Origin of the sequence: Staphylococcus roterodami (assembly GCA_022493055.1) — a bacterium.
Lineage (GTDB): Bacteria > Bacillota > Bacilli > Staphylococcales > Staphylococcaceae > Staphylococcus > Staphylococcus singaporensis.
In genome coordinates this window covers 2,305,738-2,321,098 of record CP092781.1, presented here as the reverse complement: position 1 = coordinate 2,321,098, position 15,361 = coordinate 2,305,738, and the positions used below count along the sequence as shown (strand labels likewise).

Annotated in this window: 21 protein-coding genes and 1 pseudogene; 21 read left to right on the top strand and 1 reads right to left on the bottom strand. The window is 33.1% G+C overall.

Annotated features, from left to right (window positions below; translation table 11 throughout):
- Positions 1–15: 15 nt before the first annotated feature.
- The 20 genes from rplR to ML436_11260 all read left to right on the top strand — a co-directional run bounded on the left by rplR (position 16) and on the right by ML436_11260 (position 11,866).
- Positions 16–375 (top strand): 50S ribosomal protein L18, encoded by a 360-nt coding sequence (gene rplR, locus ML436_11355; protein ID UMT77715.1) that lies wholly within the window; start codon positions 16–18, stop codon positions 373–375.
- A gap of 20 nt (positions 376–395) precedes the next feature.
- Complete coding sequence (rpsE, locus tag ML436_11350) at positions 396–896, top strand: 30S ribosomal protein S5 (GenBank protein ID UMT77714.1); 501 nt, start codon at positions 396–398, stop codon at positions 894–896.
- A gap of 16 nt (positions 897–912) precedes the next feature.
- Entirely contained in the window at positions 913–1,092 is a 180-nt protein-coding gene (gene rpmD / locus ML436_11345) for a 50S ribosomal protein L30 (protein ID UMT77713.1), read from the top strand.
- Positions 1,093–1,108: 16 nt separating this feature from the next.
- Entirely contained in the window at positions 1,109–1,549 is a 441-nt protein-coding gene (gene rplO / locus ML436_11340) for a 50S ribosomal protein L15 (GenBank protein ID UMT77712.1), read from the top strand.
- On the top strand, positions 1,549–2,841 hold the full coding sequence (secY, locus tag ML436_11335) for a preprotein translocase subunit SecY (GenBank protein ID UMT77711.1): 1,293 nt from the start codon (positions 1,549–1,551) through the stop codon (positions 2,839–2,841). Before rplO ends, secY begins: the two co-directional genes overlap by 1 nt.
- A gap of 16 nt (positions 2,842–2,857) precedes the next feature.
- The gene (locus ML436_11330; protein ID UMT77710.1) at positions 2,858–3,505 is read left to right on the top strand and encodes an adenylate kinase; all 648 of its coding nucleotides are present in this window, start codon (positions 2,858–2,860) and stop codon (positions 3,503–3,505) included.
- 192 nt (positions 3,506–3,697) lie between these two features.
- A complete protein-coding gene (gene infA, locus ML436_11325; protein UMT77709.1) occupies positions 3,698–3,916 on the top strand; it encodes a translation initiation factor IF-1 in 219 nt (72 codons plus the stop codon).
- Between the two features lie 31 nt (positions 3,917–3,947).
- On the top strand, positions 3,948–4,061 hold the full coding sequence (gene rpmJ / locus ML436_11320; protein UMT77708.1) for a 50S ribosomal protein L36: 114 nt from the start codon (positions 3,948–3,950) through the stop codon (positions 4,059–4,061).
- Between the two features lie 22 nt (positions 4,062–4,083).
- Complete coding sequence (gene rpsM, locus ML436_11315; protein ID UMT77707.1) at positions 4,084–4,449, top strand: 30S ribosomal protein S13; 366 nt, start codon at positions 4,084–4,086, stop codon at positions 4,447–4,449.
- A 23-nt stretch (positions 4,450–4,472) separates the two neighbouring features.
- Positions 4,473–4,862 carry a 30S ribosomal protein S11 gene (rpsK, locus tag ML436_11310; protein UMT77706.1) on the top strand — a complete coding sequence of 130 codons (390 nt, stop codon included), beginning with the start codon at positions 4,473–4,475 and terminating at the stop codon, positions 4,860–4,862.
- Between the two features lie 73 nt (positions 4,863–4,935).
- The gene (locus ML436_11305) at positions 4,936–5,880 is read left to right on the top strand and encodes a DNA-directed RNA polymerase subunit alpha (protein UMT77705.1); all 945 of its coding nucleotides are present in this window, start codon (positions 4,936–4,938) and stop codon (positions 5,878–5,880) included.
- 16 nt (positions 5,881–5,896) lie between these two features.
- Positions 5,897–6,265: a 50S ribosomal protein L17 gene (gene rplQ / locus ML436_11300; GenBank protein UMT77704.1), complete on the top strand. Its 369-nt coding sequence runs from the start codon at positions 5,897–5,899 to the stop codon at positions 6,263–6,265.
- A gap of 491 nt (positions 6,266–6,756) precedes the next feature.
- Positions 6,757–7,566 (top strand): energy-coupling factor transporter ATPase, encoded by an 810-nt coding sequence (locus ML436_11295; GenBank protein UMT77703.1) that lies wholly within the window; start codon positions 6,757–6,759, stop codon positions 7,564–7,566.
- Positions 7,563–8,423 (top strand): energy-coupling factor transporter ATPase, encoded by an 861-nt coding sequence (locus ML436_11290; GenBank protein UMT77702.1) that lies wholly within the window; start codon positions 7,563–7,565, stop codon positions 8,421–8,423. The genes ML436_11295 and ML436_11290 overlap by 4 nt, the downstream gene beginning before the upstream one ends.
- The gene (locus ML436_11285; protein UMT77701.1) at positions 8,413–9,219 is read left to right on the top strand and encodes an energy-coupling factor transporter transmembrane protein EcfT; all 807 of its coding nucleotides are present in this window, start codon (positions 8,413–8,415) and stop codon (positions 9,217–9,219) included. The genes ML436_11290 and ML436_11285 overlap by 11 nt, the downstream gene beginning before the upstream one ends.
- A 4-nt stretch (positions 9,220–9,223) precedes the next feature.
- Positions 9,224–10,027, top strand: coding sequence for a tRNA pseudouridine(38-40) synthase TruA (gene truA / locus ML436_11280; protein UMT77700.1), 804 nt, complete (start codon positions 9,224–9,226; stop codon positions 10,025–10,027).
- Between the two features lie 239 nt (positions 10,028–10,266).
- Entirely contained in the window at positions 10,267–10,704 is a 438-nt protein-coding gene (gene rplM / locus ML436_11275; protein ID UMT77699.1) for a 50S ribosomal protein L13, read from the top strand.
- Positions 10,705–10,723: 19 nt separating this feature from the next.
- Positions 10,724–11,116: a 30S ribosomal protein S9 gene (gene rpsI, locus ML436_11270; protein UMT77698.1), complete on the top strand. Its 393-nt coding sequence runs from the start codon at positions 10,724–10,726 to the stop codon at positions 11,114–11,116.
- 349 nt (positions 11,117–11,465) lie between these two features.
- Entirely contained in the window at positions 11,466–11,636 is a 171-nt protein-coding gene (locus ML436_11265; GenBank protein ID UMT77697.1) for a hypothetical protein, read from the top strand.
- Between the two features lie 50 nt (positions 11,637–11,686).
- The gene (locus ML436_11260; protein ID UMT77696.1) at positions 11,687–11,866 is read left to right on the top strand and encodes a hypothetical protein; all 180 of its coding nucleotides are present in this window, start codon (positions 11,687–11,689) and stop codon (positions 11,864–11,866) included.
- Between the two features lie 429 nt (positions 11,867–12,295).
- On the opposite strand, the pseudogene ML436_11255 reads toward ML436_11260, so the two are convergent.
- Positions 12,296–12,676, bottom strand: a pseudogene (locus tag ML436_11255) (transposase).
- 80 nt (positions 12,677–12,756) lie between these two features.
- Here ML436_11255 and ML436_11250 point away from each other — a divergent pair.
- Entirely contained in the window at positions 12,757–15,327 is a 2,571-nt protein-coding gene (locus ML436_11250) for a hypothetical protein (GenBank protein ID UMT77695.1), read from the top strand.
- The last annotated feature ends 34 nt before the right edge of the window (positions 15,328–15,361 follow it).

Here is a 15,361-nt window from a genome sequence, read left to right as displayed (position 1 = left end):
GAAAGGAGTATTGAAATGATCAGTAAAATTGATAAAAACAAAGTGCGTTTAAAAAGACATGCTCGTGTTCGTACTAACTTATCAGGTACAGCTGAAAAGCCACGTTTAAACGTATATCGTTCAAACAAGCATATCTACGCTCAAATTATTGATGACAATAAAGGCGTAACATTAGCTCAAGCTTCTTCAAAAGATAGCGACATTGCTACTTCAGCAACTAAAGTTGAATTAGCAACTAAAGTCGGTGAAGCAATAGCTAAAAAAGCTGCTGACAAAGGCATTAAAGAAATCGTATTTGACCGTGGAGGATATTTATATCACGGACGTGTTAAAGCATTAGCTGAAGCTGCAAGAGAAAGCGGATTAGAATTTTAATTTAAAGGAGGGACAAATACATGGCTCGTAGAGAAGAAGAGACGAAAGAATTTGAAGAACGCGTTGTTACAATCAACCGTGTAGCAAAAGTTGTAAAAGGTGGTCGTCGTTTCCGTTTCACTGCATTAGTTGTAGTTGGAGACAAAAATGGTCGTGTAGGTTTCGGTACTGGTAAAGCACAAGAAGTACCTGAAGCAATCAAAAAAGCTGTAGAAGCAGCTAAAAAAGATTTAGTAGTTGTTCCACGTGTTGAAGGTACAACTCCACACACAATTACTGGCCGTTACGGTTCAGGAAGCGTATTTATGAAACCGGCTGCACCTGGTACAGGGGTTATCGCTGGTGGTCCTGTTCGTGCCGTGCTTGAATTAGCAGGTATTACAGATATCTTAAGTAAATCATTAGGATCAAACACTCCAATTAACATGGTTCGTGCGACAATCAATGGTTTACAAAACCTTAAAAATGCTGAAGATGTTGCGAAATTACGTGGCAAAACAGTAGAAGAATTATACAATTAAGGAGGGAAAACTAGTTATGGCTAAATTACAAATTACCCTCACTCGTAGTGTTATTGGTCGTCCTGAAACACAACGTAAAACTGTTGAAGCTTTAGGTCTTAAAAAGACTAACAGTTCAGTAGTTGTTGAAGATAACCCTGCTATTCGTGGGCAAATCAACAAAGTTAAGCACTTATTAACAGTAGAAGAAAAATAATCAAGGAGGTGCCGAAATGAAATTACATGAGTTAAAACCGGCAGAAGGTTCACGTAAAGAACGCAATCGTGTTGGACGTGGTGTTGCGACAGGTAACGGTAAAACAAGTGGTCGCGGTCACAAAGGTCAAAAAGCTCGTTCAGGCGGTGGTGTAAGACCAGGATTTGAAGGTGGTCAATTACCATTATTCCGTCGTTTACCAAAACGTGGTTTTACTAACATAAATCGTAAAGAATATGCTATTGTTAACTTAGACCAACTTAATAAATTTGAAGATGGTACTGAAGTAACTCCAGCTTTATTAGTAGAATCTGGTGTTGTTAAGAATGAAAAATCTGGTATTAAAATACTAGGTAATGGTTCACTTGATAAGAAATTGACAGTGAAAGCTCATAAATTCTCAGCTTCAGCAGCAGAAGCTATTGATGCTAAAGGTGGAGCACACGAGGTGATCTAATGATTCAAACCCTTGTGAATTTCTTTAGAACAAAAGAAGTTCGTAACAAGATTTTCTTCACACTAGCAATGTTAGTAATTTTTAAAATAGGGACTTATATACCAGCTCCAGGAGTTAATCCTGCAGCTTTTGATAATCCCCAAGGTTCTCAAGGTGCCACTGAGTTATTAAATACTTTTGGTGGCGGAGCCTTGAAACGATTTTCTATTTTTGCAATGGGTATTGTGCCCTACATCACTGCATCCATCGTAATGCAATTATTACAAATGGATATTGTTCCTAAATTCTCAGAATGGGCAAAACAAGGTGAAGTAGGAAGAAGAAAATTAAATAACGTTACACGTTATTTAGCAATTTCTTTAGCATTTATCCAATCTATAGGTATGGCATTCCAATTTAATAATTATCTCAAAGGTGCACTGATTATTAATCAGTCAATTATGAGCTATTTATTAATTGCACTAGTTTTGACAGCAGGAACTGCTTTCTTAATATGGCTTGGTGATCAAATCACTCAGTTCGGTGTTGGTAATGGTATTTCTATTATCATATTCGCAGGTATTTTATCAACGTTACCAGCTAGTCTAATTCAATTTGGACAATCTGCGTTCGTTGGGCAAGAAGATACATCTTTAGCTTGGTTGAAAGTACTAGGACTATTAGTGTCATTAATACTATTAACTGTCGGAGCTATTTATGTACTTGAAGCCGTTCGTAAAATTCCGATTCAATATGCTAAGAAACAAACTGCTCAAAGATTAGGTTCACAAGCAACTTATCTACCTTTAAAAGTTAACTCAGCCGGTGTTATTCCTGTAATCTTTGCAATGGCGTTCTTCTTATTGCCTAGAACATTAACATTGTTCTATCCAGATAAAGAATGGGCACAAAACATTGCGAATGCTGCAAATCCTTCAAGTAATGTAGGTATGGTAGTATATATCGTGCTAATCATACTATTCACTTACTTCTATGCATTTGTACAAGTTAATCCGGAAAAAATGGCTGACAACCTTAAAAAACAAGGTAGTTATGTTCCAGGTATTAGACCTGGTGAACAAACCAAAAAATATATTACTAAAGTTTTATATCGTTTAACTTTTGTAGGTTCTATCTTCTTAGCCGTTATTTCAATCTTACCGATTTTAGCAACTAAGTTTATGGGATTACCACAATCAATTCAGATTGGTGGTACAAGTTTACTTATCGTTATCGGTGTAGCAATTGAAACAATGAAGTCTCTAGAAGCTCAAGTAACTCAAAAAGAATATAAAGGCTTTGGTGGTAGATAATTTTAGGAGGGCACTTATGAATATCATTTTGATGGGTTTACCTGGTGCAGGTAAAGGAACTCAAGCAAGTGAAATTGTCAAGAAATTCCCAATACCCCACATTTCAACTGGTGACATGTTCAGAAAAGCTATTAAAGAAGAAACTGAATTAGGTAAAGAAGCTAAGTCCTTTATGGATCGTGGCGAATTAGTTCCTGATGAAGTTACTGTAGGTATCGTTAAAGAAAGAATTTCTGAAGACGATGCAAAAAAAGGCTTTTTATTAGATGGCTTCCCAAGAACAATCGAGCAAGCTGAGGCATTAAATAACATTATGTCTGAGCTTGGCAGAAACATTGATGCTGTTATCAATATCGAAGTTCCGGAAGAAGAATTAATGAACCGTCTTACAGGTCGTCGAATCTGTGAGTCATGTGGTACAACGTATCATCTTGTATTTAATCCTCCGAAGGTCGAAGGTATTTGTGATATCGATGGTGGTAAATTGTATCAACGAGAAGATGATAATCCTGAAACGGTAGCTAATCGTTTGAGTGTCAATATTAAACAATCTAAACCAATTTTAGAATTCTATGATAAAAAAGGTGTATTGAAAAATATTGATGGTTCAAAAGACATTAGCGACGTTACCAAAGATGTCATTGATATTTTAGATCATTTGTAATAGATCAACTTTAAGCGGTCTATTTTAAGTGAGGCATGATTTAATCATATTAGATAGATGAGAGTGGCAATTAACGATAATTAATTCCCGTAATTTTTGTTTAACTTATAAAATTAATCACTGATAGATTCGTAACAATAAAGTTGTCTATTGACGATTACCTTACTATTGCAAAAAGGGGGAAGTTAATCAATGGCTAAACAAGATGTAATTGAATTAGAAGGTACTGTATTAGATACTTTACCGAACGCAATGTTTAAAGTAGAATTAGAAAATGGTCATGAGATTTTAGCTCACGTAAGTGGAAAAATCAGAATGAATTACATTCGTATTCTACCTGGCGACAAAGTAACTGTTGAGATGTCTCCGTACGATTTAACACGCGGAAGAATTACTTATCGTTATAAATAATCGTCACTCCATAATATAGGGAGGTATAAAAATGAAAGTAAGACCATCAGTAAAACCTATTTGCGAAAAATGTAAAGTCATTAAACGTAAAGGTAAAGTAATGGTAATTTGTGAAAATCCAAAACACAAACAAAGACAAGGTTAATAAAAGAGAGGTGTAAATTAATATGGCACGTATTGCAGGAGTAGATATTCCACGTGAAAAACGCGTAGTTATCTCATTAACTTATATATACGGTATCGGTACGGCAACTGCTCAAAAAATTCTTGAAGAAGCTAACGTATCAGCTGATACTCGTGTGAAAGATTTAACTGATGACGAATTAGGTCGCATCCGTGAAGTTGTAGACGGTTATAAAGTTGAAGGTGACTTACGTCGTGAAACTAACTTAAATATTAAACGTTTAATGGAAATTTCATCATACCGTGGTATCCGTCACCGTCGTGGCTTACCAGTTCGTGGTCAAAAAACGAAAAACAACGCTCGTACTCGTAAAGGACCAGTTAAAACGGTAGCTAACAAGAAAAAATAATAGGTAAAGGAGGCAAATTTTAAATGGCACGTAAACAAGTATCTCGTAAACGTAGAGTGAAAAAGAATATTGAAAATGGTGTAGCACACATCCGTTCAACATTCAACAACACTATTGTAACTATCACTGATGAATTCGGTAATGCTTTATCATGGTCATCAGCTGGTGCATTAGGATTTAAAGGATCTAAAAAATCAACACCATTTGCAGCACAAATGGCTTCTGAAACTGCATCTAAATCAGCTATGGAGCATGGTTTAAAAACAGTTGAAGTAACAGTTAAAGGACCTGGTCCAGGTCGTGAATCAGCTATTCGTGCATTACAATCTGCAGGTTTAGAAGTAACTGCAATCAGAGACGTTACTCCAGTACCTCATAACGGTTGTCGTCCACCAAAACGTCGTCGTGTATAATTTTGATGGTATTGTTACAGGTCACTGAGCAAACATTCTAAATTAAGTCGACGTATATAAGGAGGATATTTAAATGATAGAAATCGAAAAACCTAGAATTGAGACAATTGAAATTAGTGAAGATGCTAAATTCGGTAAGTTCGTTGTTGAACCACTAGAACGTGGCTACGGTACTACACTAGGAAACTCCTTACGTCGTATCCTACTATCTTCATTACCAGGTGCAGCCGTTAAGTATATTGAAATTGAGGGAGTTTTACATGAATTCTCAGCAGTAGATAATGTAGTTGAAGATGTTTCTACAATCATTATGAACATTAAACAATTAGCATTAAAAATCTATTCTGAAGAAGATAAAACTTTAGAAATTGATGTACGTGATGAAGGCGAAGTAACTGCAAGCGACATTACACATGATAGTGATGTTGAAATTTTAAACCCAGAGCTTAAAATTGCAACAGTATCTAAAGGTGGTCACTTAAAAATTCGTCTAGTTGCTAACAAGGGTAGAGGTTACGCATTAGCAGAACAAAATAATACTAGTGATTTACCAATTGGTGTAATCCCTGTTGATTCATTGTATTCACCTGTTGAACGTGTGAACTATACTGTTGAAAATACACGTGTAGGTCAAAGCAGTGATTTTGATAAATTAACATTGGATGTTTGGACTAATGGTTCAATCACACCACAAGAATCAGTTTCATTAGCAGCAAAAATAATGACTGAACACTTGAATATCTTCGTTGGTCTTACTGATGAAGCACAAAATGCTGAAATCATGATTGAAAAAGAAGAAGATCAAAAAGAAAAAGTCTTAGAAATGTCTATCGAAGAATTAGACTTATCTGTACGTTCATATAACTGCTTAAAACGCGCAGGAATTAATTCTGTTCAAGAGTTAGCTGATAAATCTGAAGCTGACATGATGAAAGTACGTAATTTAGGTCGTAAATCTTTAGAAGAAGTTAAATACAAATTAGAAGATTTAGGATTAGGATTAAGAAAAGAAGATTGATAAAGGAGGTTAACTCATGGGTTACAGAAAATTAGGTCGTACTTCTGATCAACGTAAAGCTATGTTACGTGACTTAGCTACTTCACTTATTATTAGTGAGCGTATTGAAACTACAGAAGCTCGTGCAAAAGAAGTTCGCAGTGTTGTTGAGAAATTAATCACTTTAGGTAAAAAGGGAGATTTAGCTTCTCGTCGTAATGCAGCTAAAACTTTACGTAATGTTGAAATCTTAAACGAAGATGAAACTACACAAACTGCACTTCAAAAATTATTTGGTGAAATCGCAGAACGTTATACAGAACGTCAAGGTGGTTACACTCGTATCCTTAAACAAGGCCCTCGTCGCGGTGACGGTGCTGAATCAGTAATTATCGAATTAGTATAACAATTTATATAAATACACTAACTACTTTTATATAAAGCAAATGAGTGCAACGATAATGTTTGCCACATACAAATATTGTCTAGCTCAGAGTACCCCATCAACTAAATAAAGATTTAAAGCGTGAACTCAACAAACTTATGATGGGGTGCGCGCTTTTTTATTGTATAAGCTATCGGACTTATGAACAGAAATGTTTACAAGTCCGATATTTTTTTATTTCAGAGATTCGCATTTTGAATAATTCATTACATTAAACTAATTAAGTTGTACGGTATAGTTATTAAATATTATTTTTGTGGCATTTATGTATAATCAATAAAGATGGATTAAGTTTTTCAGAAATTGTAAAATTAATGAATGTGAATTTGGAAATGACCTAAGAAGTAGTTTAATTACTTTCAATATATCGTAAACACAATCAATGTCATATACAGCGATTTATAAATATTGTAAAATATGATAGATACACGAATCGTAAAGGAGAGAGACAAGTGGAGGATAAGAATTCAGTTATTGTATTTAAAAACGCTTCATTTCAATATCAAAGTGATGCATCCTTCACATTGAAAGATGTTTCTTTTAATATTCCAAAAGGACAGTGGACATCTATTGTTGGTCATAACGGTTCTGGAAAGTCCACTATTGCTAAATTAATGATTGGCATTGAAAAAGTTAAATCTGGAGAAATTTTTTATAATAGTCAGGTAGTTACTGACGATAATATTGAAAAGTTAAGAAAAGAAATTGGGATTGTTTTTCAGAATCCGGAAAATCAATTTGTAGGTTCAATCGTAAAATATGATGTAGCATTTGGCCTTGAAAATCATGCAGTTCCACACGATGAAATGCATAGAAGAGTTAATGAAGCACTTGAACAAGTTGATATGTTAGAACGAGCTGATTATGAACCTAATGCATTATCAGGAGGACAAAAGCAACGTGTGGCTATTGCAAGTGTGTTGGCACTAAATCCTTCGGTAATTATATTAGATGAAGCGACATCCATGTTAGATCCGAACGCTCGTCATAATCTACTTAATATAGTAAGAAAAGTTAAAGAAGAACACGACATTACAATCATATCTATTACACATGATTTATCAGAGGCGATGGAAGCAGACCATGTTATCGTCATGAATAAAGGCAATGTCTATAAAGAGGGAACGGCAATGGATATATTTGATCAAGCAGAAGCATTAACAAAGATTGGTCTTGATTTGCCATTTCCAATAAAAATGAGTCAATTACTAGGATACCATACATCATTTTTGACTTATGAAGGGTTGGTGAATCGACTATGAGTATTCGATTTGACAATGTAAGTTACACGTATCAGCAAGGAACACCTTATCAACATCAAGCTATTCATGATATTAATACAGAGTTTGAACAAGGTAAGTACTATGCAATCGTAGGACAAACAGGTAGTGGTAAATCAACGTTGATTCAAAATATTAATGCATTGATTAAACCAACTAGTGGTACCGTTACAATCGATGATGTTGTGGTTACACATAAGACTAAAGATAAGTTTATTAGACCGCTAAGAAAAAGAATTGGCATGGTCTTTCAATTTCCAGAATCACAATTATTTGAAGATACAGTTGAACGTGAAATGATATTTGGACCTAAGAACTTTAAAATGGATTTAGATGAAGCTAAAAGTTATGCCCATCGTTTATTGATGGATCTCGGCTTTTCAAGAGACGTAATGTCACAATCACCATTTCAAATGTCAGGTGGACAAATGCGAAAAATTGCAATTGTTTCTATTTTAGCGATGAACCCGGATATTATCGTTGTTGATGAACCAACAGCAGGACTTGATCCTCAAAGCAAACGACAAGTTATGAGCTTATTAAAATCTTTACAAACAAATGAAAATAAGACAATTATTCTAATTTCACATGATATGAATGAAGTCGCGCGTTATGCCGATGAAGTCATTGTTATGAATGAAGGTAGTATCGTGTCACAAACATCACCAAAAGAGCTCTTCAAAGATAAAGAAAAGTTGTCGGATTGGCACATCGGTCTGCCAGATATCGTTCAGTTACAATATGACTTTGAACAAAAATATCAAACAAAATTAAAAGATATTGCCTTAACTGAAGAAGCATTTGTAAGCTTGTATAAGGAGTGGCAACATGAAAAATAAATTGATTATAGGGCGATATTTACCGATTAATTCCTTTGTTCATCATCTTGATCCAAGAGCAAAGCTAATGTTTGTCTTTTTATTTATTATATTAATATTTTTCTGTCACTCACCTCTAACATATTTATGGGTGTTTACACTAATCTTATTATTTATGAAGTTAGCAAAAATTCAATTTTGGTTCTTAATTAAAGGCTTAACACCAATATTTTTCTTTTTAATTTTTACATTAATGATGCATATATTTTTAACTAAAGGTGGGCATGTATTATTTGAATGGCACGGTATTACAATTGAGACTAATGGTATTTTAGAAGGTCTATATATATCATTACGATTAATTGGTATTGTGATGATTGCAACGATTATGACGCTGTCGACAAGTCCAATTGATTTAACAGATGCGTTTGAAAAATTACTTGCACCACTAAAGATGTTTAAATTACCAGTTCATCAATTAAGTATGATAATGTCCATTGCGTTAAGATTCATCCCGACGTTAATGGATGAGTTAGATAAAATCATTTTGGCGCAAAAGTCGCGTGGTTCTGAAATCAGTTCTGGAAATATTGCAACACGTATTAAATCATTTATTCCATTACTAGTGCCACTATTCATCTCAGCTTTCCAACGCGCCGAAGAATTAGCGGTCGCAATGGAAGTTAGGGGTTATGATGCCAATGTTAAGAGAACGAGCTACAGACAGCTTAAATGGCAATTGAGAGATACGTTATCTTTAATCATGATTATCCCAATTGCAATTATTTTATTCGTATTAAAATATTCAGGAGTGTAAATTCATGCGTATATTAGTAGAAATTGCGTATCAAGGAAATAATTTTCTAGGTTTTCAAATTCAACAAAATGGTCGAACGGTACAGCAACAATTTGAAAAGCTATTACAACGCATGCATAAAAGACATGTGAGAATCCATCCTTCAAGTAGGACTGATAGAGGTGTACATGCGATACAGCAATACTTTCATTTCGACACAGAGCTGAAAATTCCAGTGGAACAATGGCAATATGCAATGAATCGTACGTTACCTGATGATATTTATGTGAAAAATGTTGTTACTGTCGATGACGATTTTCATTGTCGTTATGATTGTGTAGGTAAACGTTATCGTTACAAAGTATATCAAGCACAACACCGCGATCCATTTCAAAGTGGTTTGAAAACATTTATTCCTGAAACGTTGGATTTAGGTAAAATGAACCGAGCGGCACAACAATTCATAGGTACACATGATTTTACGGGGTTTTGTTCGCAAAAAACTGAAGTAGAAAGCAAAGTTAGAACATTATACCAAAGTGAAATTGTAAAGACAGATGAGGGCTTTGATTATATTGTCACTGGGTCTGGATTTTTATATAACATGGTGCGTGTCTTAGTTGCATTTTTAATAGAAGTTGGAAAAGGGCGACATGAAATTTCTGATGTGCCGAAGCTACTTGAATCAAAGAATCGTAAGAATGTTCCTTTCACTGCACCTGCTGAAGGATTATATTTAGAGAAAATTTATTTAGATGAAAATGAGTTATTAAAAGACTTTGGCAACGATATAAAAATACATCGTAAAAAATCATTACAAAATGACTGATTGCCATTGACAAAAAGCTTGTGAAATTATAAGATTATTAACGGTATTGTTTTATATCCACCCCACGATAAGCCCCGGAAACTTATTGTGTTACAAGATATATAAGCAGAAACGAACAACAGTTAACAAAATAAATGAAATTAAACGTTTTAAAAATGAAACAAATGAAATCATCTATTAGGTTATGAAACTGTTTATAGCTTGAATAGAAGCATTTATTTTTTAGGAGGACAATTATTATGCGTCAAACATTTATGGCAAATGAATCAAACATTGAGCGCAAATGGTATGTTATCGATGCTGAAGGCCAAACATTAGGTCGTTTATCATCAGAAGTAGCATCTATCTTACGCGGTAAAAATAAAGTAACTTACACACCACACGTTGATACTGGTGATTATGTAATCGTTATTAATGCATCAAAAATCGAATTTACTGGTAACAAAGAAACTGACAAAGTTTACTACCGTCACTCAAATCACCCAGGTGGTATCAAATCAATCACTGCTGGTGAATTAAGAAGAACTAACCCAGAACGTTTAATTGAAAACTCAATTAAAGGTATGTTACCAAGCACTCGTTTAGGCGAAAAACAAGGTAAAAAATTATTTGTATATGGTGGCGCTGAACATCCACACGCTGCACAACAACCAGAAAACTACGAATTACGTGGTTAATTAGAAGGAGGAAATGACTTTGGCACAAGTTGAATATAGAGGCACAGGCCGTCGTAAAAACTCAGTAGCACGTGTACGTTTAGTACCAGGTGAAGGTAACATCACAGTTAATAACCGTGACGTACGCGAATACTTACCATTCGAATCATTAATTTTAGACTTAAACCAACCATTTGATGTAACTGAAACTAAAGGTAACTATGATGTTTTAGTTAACGTTCATGGTGGTGGTTTCACTGGACAAGCTCAAGCTATCCGTCACGGAATCGCTCGTGCATTATTAGAAGCAGATCCTGAATACAGAGGTTCTTTAAAACGCGCTGGATTACTTACTCGTGACCCACGTATGAAAGAACGTAAAAAACCAGGTCTTAAAGCAGCTCGTCGTTCACCTCAATTCTCAAAACGTTAAGCTGCTGCTGTTGCGAACTTGTTCGCTTACAGATGGAGTTCGCAAATTGCGTCAGCAATTTGTGTTCAACTGAAGAAACGTTTACAGCACTCTTTGGATTATTCCAAAGAGTGTTTTTTTATATTTTTATAGAGGGATTTAGATACCATTTAGTTACCCCTAGAGGAACTAATTTGTTTCAATTCTGCTTAAAATTCAATGATATGAAACTTTAGGAAACCATATGAAATGACCTTGTTTTTCTTTGGGATTCGTACGATAAGCAGATAGAGGTTGTAATGATATTCGATAGATATCGTATTGAATGTTATAATAAAGCCAATAAGATGCGTGATTGCGAGGTTTATATATGACTAGTAGTAAGTATATTGAATATTTGCAAACTGAGGTTGAAGGACAGCTTTCGAGTAAAGAGGAAAATTTTCGAGTAACTCAAAAGAAAAATATTAAAAAATCATGGGAAATCAATGATATCAAGGGTTTTGTGAGCTTTCGAGTAAAGAGGGGGATTTTCGAGTAGTATTATTTAATAAGAATTATAAGTTAAATAAAATACCAACTAATCAAAAGTTGTCAGAGATTGTAGAATTTTTATCAGATGGTAAGTTAGCAAGTAGGCTAGAAATTCAAGAAACAATGGGACTTCAAAAAAGTTATACATCTGAGTTAATTGCTGAACTGAAGAAGTTAGAGATTATCGGATCTGAAGGTAGAGGTCCGGGAACTAGATATTATTTAATTAGAGACTAATAAATTCATCAAGTGATAACCGAACGATAACCTATTGATATACATAAAAACATTGATAAATCAATATATTTACGACCGGACGATAACCGGACGATACAAGAGTATATACCACCGGACAGCAGTTTATTTAGATACCATTTAGTTACTCCTGAGTGATATTTGGTGCAATACTATGCAATCGGAAAAATTAGAAATCCTTTAGTATCAAGGCTTACGACAGTCTATACAATTGTACGAAACCCTAAAGTTTTTTGAAGGTAAAAAACCAAATCTTAAAGCAGCTCGTCGTTCACCTCAATTCTCAAAACGTTAATTGTCGGACGATATATACAAAACACCTTGATGTTATGTCGAGGTGTTTTTTTACGTTTGTGTATTAAATTATTCAGGTTCTATAATAAATCCGACTGATGAGTTCAATATCGGAAGTTAGGGAAATAGACATTGCTTAACTTCCTTTTTACTCTTTGGAGCGTTAAGTTTTGAAGATAATAATATTAGAATGCGCAAATGATTGTAACTTCCATAACCAAAAGATGTACGTTTAATTAAATTTATTTTGGTATCTATACCTTCTAAAGGACCATTTGATAAATTGTAATAATTAAATGTGTTTTTTATAAAGTATGCATATTTGTTAATTGTCTTAATTACTCCTAAGATAACTGGATGTATATAATAAAGAAACGGAATATATTTCAACTTGTTAATAAATCATTCATAATTATTGGGGGTAAGTTCGAATTGTAATTTGTTGATATATTGATAGGTGTCATACAGTAATGTAGATTAATTTTATAAGAACTTGAGGTTTTTATAATGTTTATTAACAGTACAATTAATATATGGGATAATAGAAGAAATACACGAGATAAAACGAGGTGATTCTCATGGGGAAAATAACAAAAAAAGATAATCAAGAATTCAAAAGATCTCTTAAAAATTTTAAAAATGAATCAGATATAGAAAATGCATACAAACGAATATTCCAAAAAAGATATATAGATGGAAATCCAAATGCTACATTACATAATGCATATGGTAGTGATGGATTTTTGAGATCAGGGGATTTAGTTTTAGCGTTGAGAATGTTAATGGAGTTTAAACAAAATTTAGACTTATTAAAAGTTTCATCTAGAGCAAGGATTATTGCTCAAGTAATTTATTATTTAAAACAGTTCGAGTTAAATGGCGAAGAGCTACCAAACGTAATTTTTAGTGGTGATGAAGATGAAATGTTTGTAGTATATGCGCCTGTACTTTATGACTATTTAAAAAAAGATTTAGATTGGAGTATTGCACCAAGTGACGCATGGATTAAAAATATAGATTTAATGAATCAATTAAACAATGACCCTAACCTTTCAACTTTCGTATTTGATATCAATACAAAGGGGTTTGATATAAATGATGTATTAAATGCTATTGATAGTTTGGTAAACAATGATGGAGTAATGTACAAAATTAAAGTTACAGAAAAAAACATAAGAATTGTATTTGATGAATTTGTAAGATTCATTTTTTCACGTGATAGAAAAGTTAAAGTAGGAATTAATCCAGAAAAACAACCACATTTGCTCGTTTCAATCTTTATTAATTCTATAATAGGTAATCCAAATATTTATCCTGTACCAACAAAAAGAAACGTACTACAACTTCCTGATAAAAGTGAAATTTCTATCGATACCAACGCTTATGGTGCATTTTTTTCAAGATATGAAAGAAAATATACATTATCTGAGCAAGATCATATTAAATCAATAGCAGATCAGTTAATAGAAGAGACATCAAGACGCTTTGCTGGAGATTTCTGGACACCAACTGTTTGGGCAAATAGAGCTAATGATATTATTTCTGAAGTAATAGGAGATAGTTGGAGAAATGACTATGTTGTTTGGGATCCAGCATGTGGAACGAAAAACTTAACTAGGGATTATTTGTTTGACAATCTTTATTGCTCAACACTTTATCAAGAAGAATTAGATATTTCGAATGATTATAATCAAAATTCAAAAAGTTTTCAGTATGATTTTCTTAACGATGATATAAATATCAATCCTGAAAGTAATCCTTATGAAATCAAAATGCCTATAGAATTATTTGAGTCATTAAAACAAAATAAACCGTTTATCTTCTTGGCGAATCCACCATATGCGACAGCAAACAATGCAGGATCTAAAGGAACGTCGAAGAAAAGTGTTGCAATTACTGAAATCAACAAATTAATGAAATCAAATGGTTTGGGTAAGGCATCACAACAACTTTATGCACAATTTTATTATAGAGTAATAAAATTAGTTGAGGATTTTAATCTTACAAATGTTCATATAGCGTTCTTTAGTAAATCTCAATTTATGAACGGTGGAGATTATTGGACTCATTTCAATAACAAATTATTCAGTAACTTTAAATTTCAAAAAGGTATTTTGTTTAATGCTGGTGAGTTCTCAGATGTAAGTAATGATTGGGCAATTGCATTTAGTGTATATAAGAATAGAGATATTATAAAGAATGATTATTCTAAACTATTTCCAATGTCAGTAGAACATTTAGAAATAGATGGTATAGTCCAAGATAGAATAAAAGTTATTGAAGAAATAGAGCAATTGAACTTTTTATCGAAGTGGGTTAGAGAACCGAATGTAAAAAGAAAGGACTTTATGGATGAGCCATATCCTCATTTTTCTTCTGCTTTTAATATAAATGAAGGTGTAAAAACTAGTGGTAGACTATTAAATAATTCAATAGGATACATGGTTAATGTAGCAAACAATGTTTTTAAATCTCAAAGAGATGTATTTATTTTAAGTGGTAGTGCATATATGGGGCATGGATTATCAATTACACCTGAAAATTTCGAACGTATCGCTATAACATTTGCGGCAAGGAAATCAATTAGTCATACATGGATAAATGATATGGATAATTTTAAAGCCCCAGATTTTAGAAAAATAACAGATATAGAAAAGGATGAATTTATATCTGATTGCATTATATATTGCCTGTTTAATATAAATGCAAGTTATCAAACTTCTCAAAGGGATATAATTTATAATAATCAATCATTTGATTTGAATAACGAAATGTTTTTCATGGGCATAGAAGACATAAAGAAATTAGCTGAAGATAACTATAATTATGATATAGAAAATCAACTTAGATTTGAAAAAGAAGAAAGATATGTTTATTCATTAATTAAGACAAAGAATTTAAGTAAGGAAGCTACTTTAGTATATGATCAAGCAGTGGAACTTTTAAAAGTTTCATTTAAGTATCGCAATTTAGCAAATGAAGATCATCCAGAATGGCATGTTAATAATTGGGATGCTGGTTTCTATCAAGTATTTAAATTAATTAATGAGTATAAAATTGAAGGATTTGATGAGTTCAAAAATTCATATAATGATTTAGAAAGAAAAATTGAGAATAGAGTATATGAATTAAAAATGCTACAAGAGTAGTAAAAGTAAAGTATTATGAATAAAATATTAAAGG

What these genes read in the sequence shown, in the direction of transcription:
- rplR (UMT77715.1), top strand. Translation starts at nt 16, where the DNA reads ATGATCAGTAAAATTGATAAAAACAAAGTGCGTTTAAAAAGACATGCT.
- rpsE (UMT77714.1), top strand. Translation starts at nt 396, where the DNA reads ATGGCTCGTAGAGAAGAAGAGACGAAAGAATTTGAAGAACGCGTTGTT.
- rpmD (UMT77713.1), top strand. Translation starts at nt 913, where the DNA reads ATGGCTAAATTACAAATTACCCTCACTCGTAGTGTTATTGGTCGTCCT.
- rplO (UMT77712.1), top strand. Translation starts at nt 1,109, where the DNA reads ATGAAATTACATGAGTTAAAACCGGCAGAAGGTTCACGTAAAGAACGC.
- secY (UMT77711.1), top strand. Translation starts at nt 1,549, where the DNA reads ATGATTCAAACCCTTGTGAATTTCTTTAGAACAAAAGAAGTTCGTAAC.
- ML436_11330 (UMT77710.1), top strand. Translation starts at nt 2,858, where the DNA reads ATGAATATCATTTTGATGGGTTTACCTGGTGCAGGTAAAGGAACTCAA.
- infA (UMT77709.1), top strand. Translation starts at nt 3,698, where the DNA reads ATGGCTAAACAAGATGTAATTGAATTAGAAGGTACTGTATTAGATACT.
- rpmJ (UMT77708.1), top strand. Translation starts at nt 3,948, where the DNA reads ATGAAAGTAAGACCATCAGTAAAACCTATTTGCGAAAAATGTAAAGTC.
- rpsM (UMT77707.1), top strand. Translation starts at nt 4,084, where the DNA reads ATGGCACGTATTGCAGGAGTAGATATTCCACGTGAAAAACGCGTAGTT.
- rpsK (UMT77706.1), top strand. Translation starts at nt 4,473, where the DNA reads ATGGCACGTAAACAAGTATCTCGTAAACGTAGAGTGAAAAAGAATATT.
- ML436_11305 (UMT77705.1), top strand. Translation starts at nt 4,936, where the DNA reads ATGATAGAAATCGAAAAACCTAGAATTGAGACAATTGAAATTAGTGAA.
- rplQ (UMT77704.1), top strand. Translation starts at nt 5,897, where the DNA reads ATGGGTTACAGAAAATTAGGTCGTACTTCTGATCAACGTAAAGCTATG.
- ML436_11290 (UMT77702.1), top strand. Translation starts at nt 7,563, where the DNA reads ATGAGTATTCGATTTGACAATGTAAGTTACACGTATCAGCAAGGAACA.
- ML436_11285 (UMT77701.1), top strand. Translation starts at nt 8,413, where the DNA reads ATGAAAAATAAATTGATTATAGGGCGATATTTACCGATTAATTCCTTT.
- truA (UMT77700.1), top strand. Translation starts at nt 9,224, where the DNA reads ATGCGTATATTAGTAGAAATTGCGTATCAAGGAAATAATTTTCTAGGT.
- rplM (UMT77699.1), top strand. Translation starts at nt 10,267, where the DNA reads ATGCGTCAAACATTTATGGCAAATGAATCAAACATTGAGCGCAAATGG.
- ML436_11265 (UMT77697.1), top strand. Translation starts at nt 11,466, where the DNA reads ATGACTAGTAGTAAGTATATTGAATATTTGCAAACTGAGGTTGAAGGA.
- ML436_11250 (UMT77695.1), top strand. Translation starts at nt 12,757, where the DNA reads ATGGGGAAAATAACAAAAAAAGATAATCAAGAATTCAAAAGATCTCTT.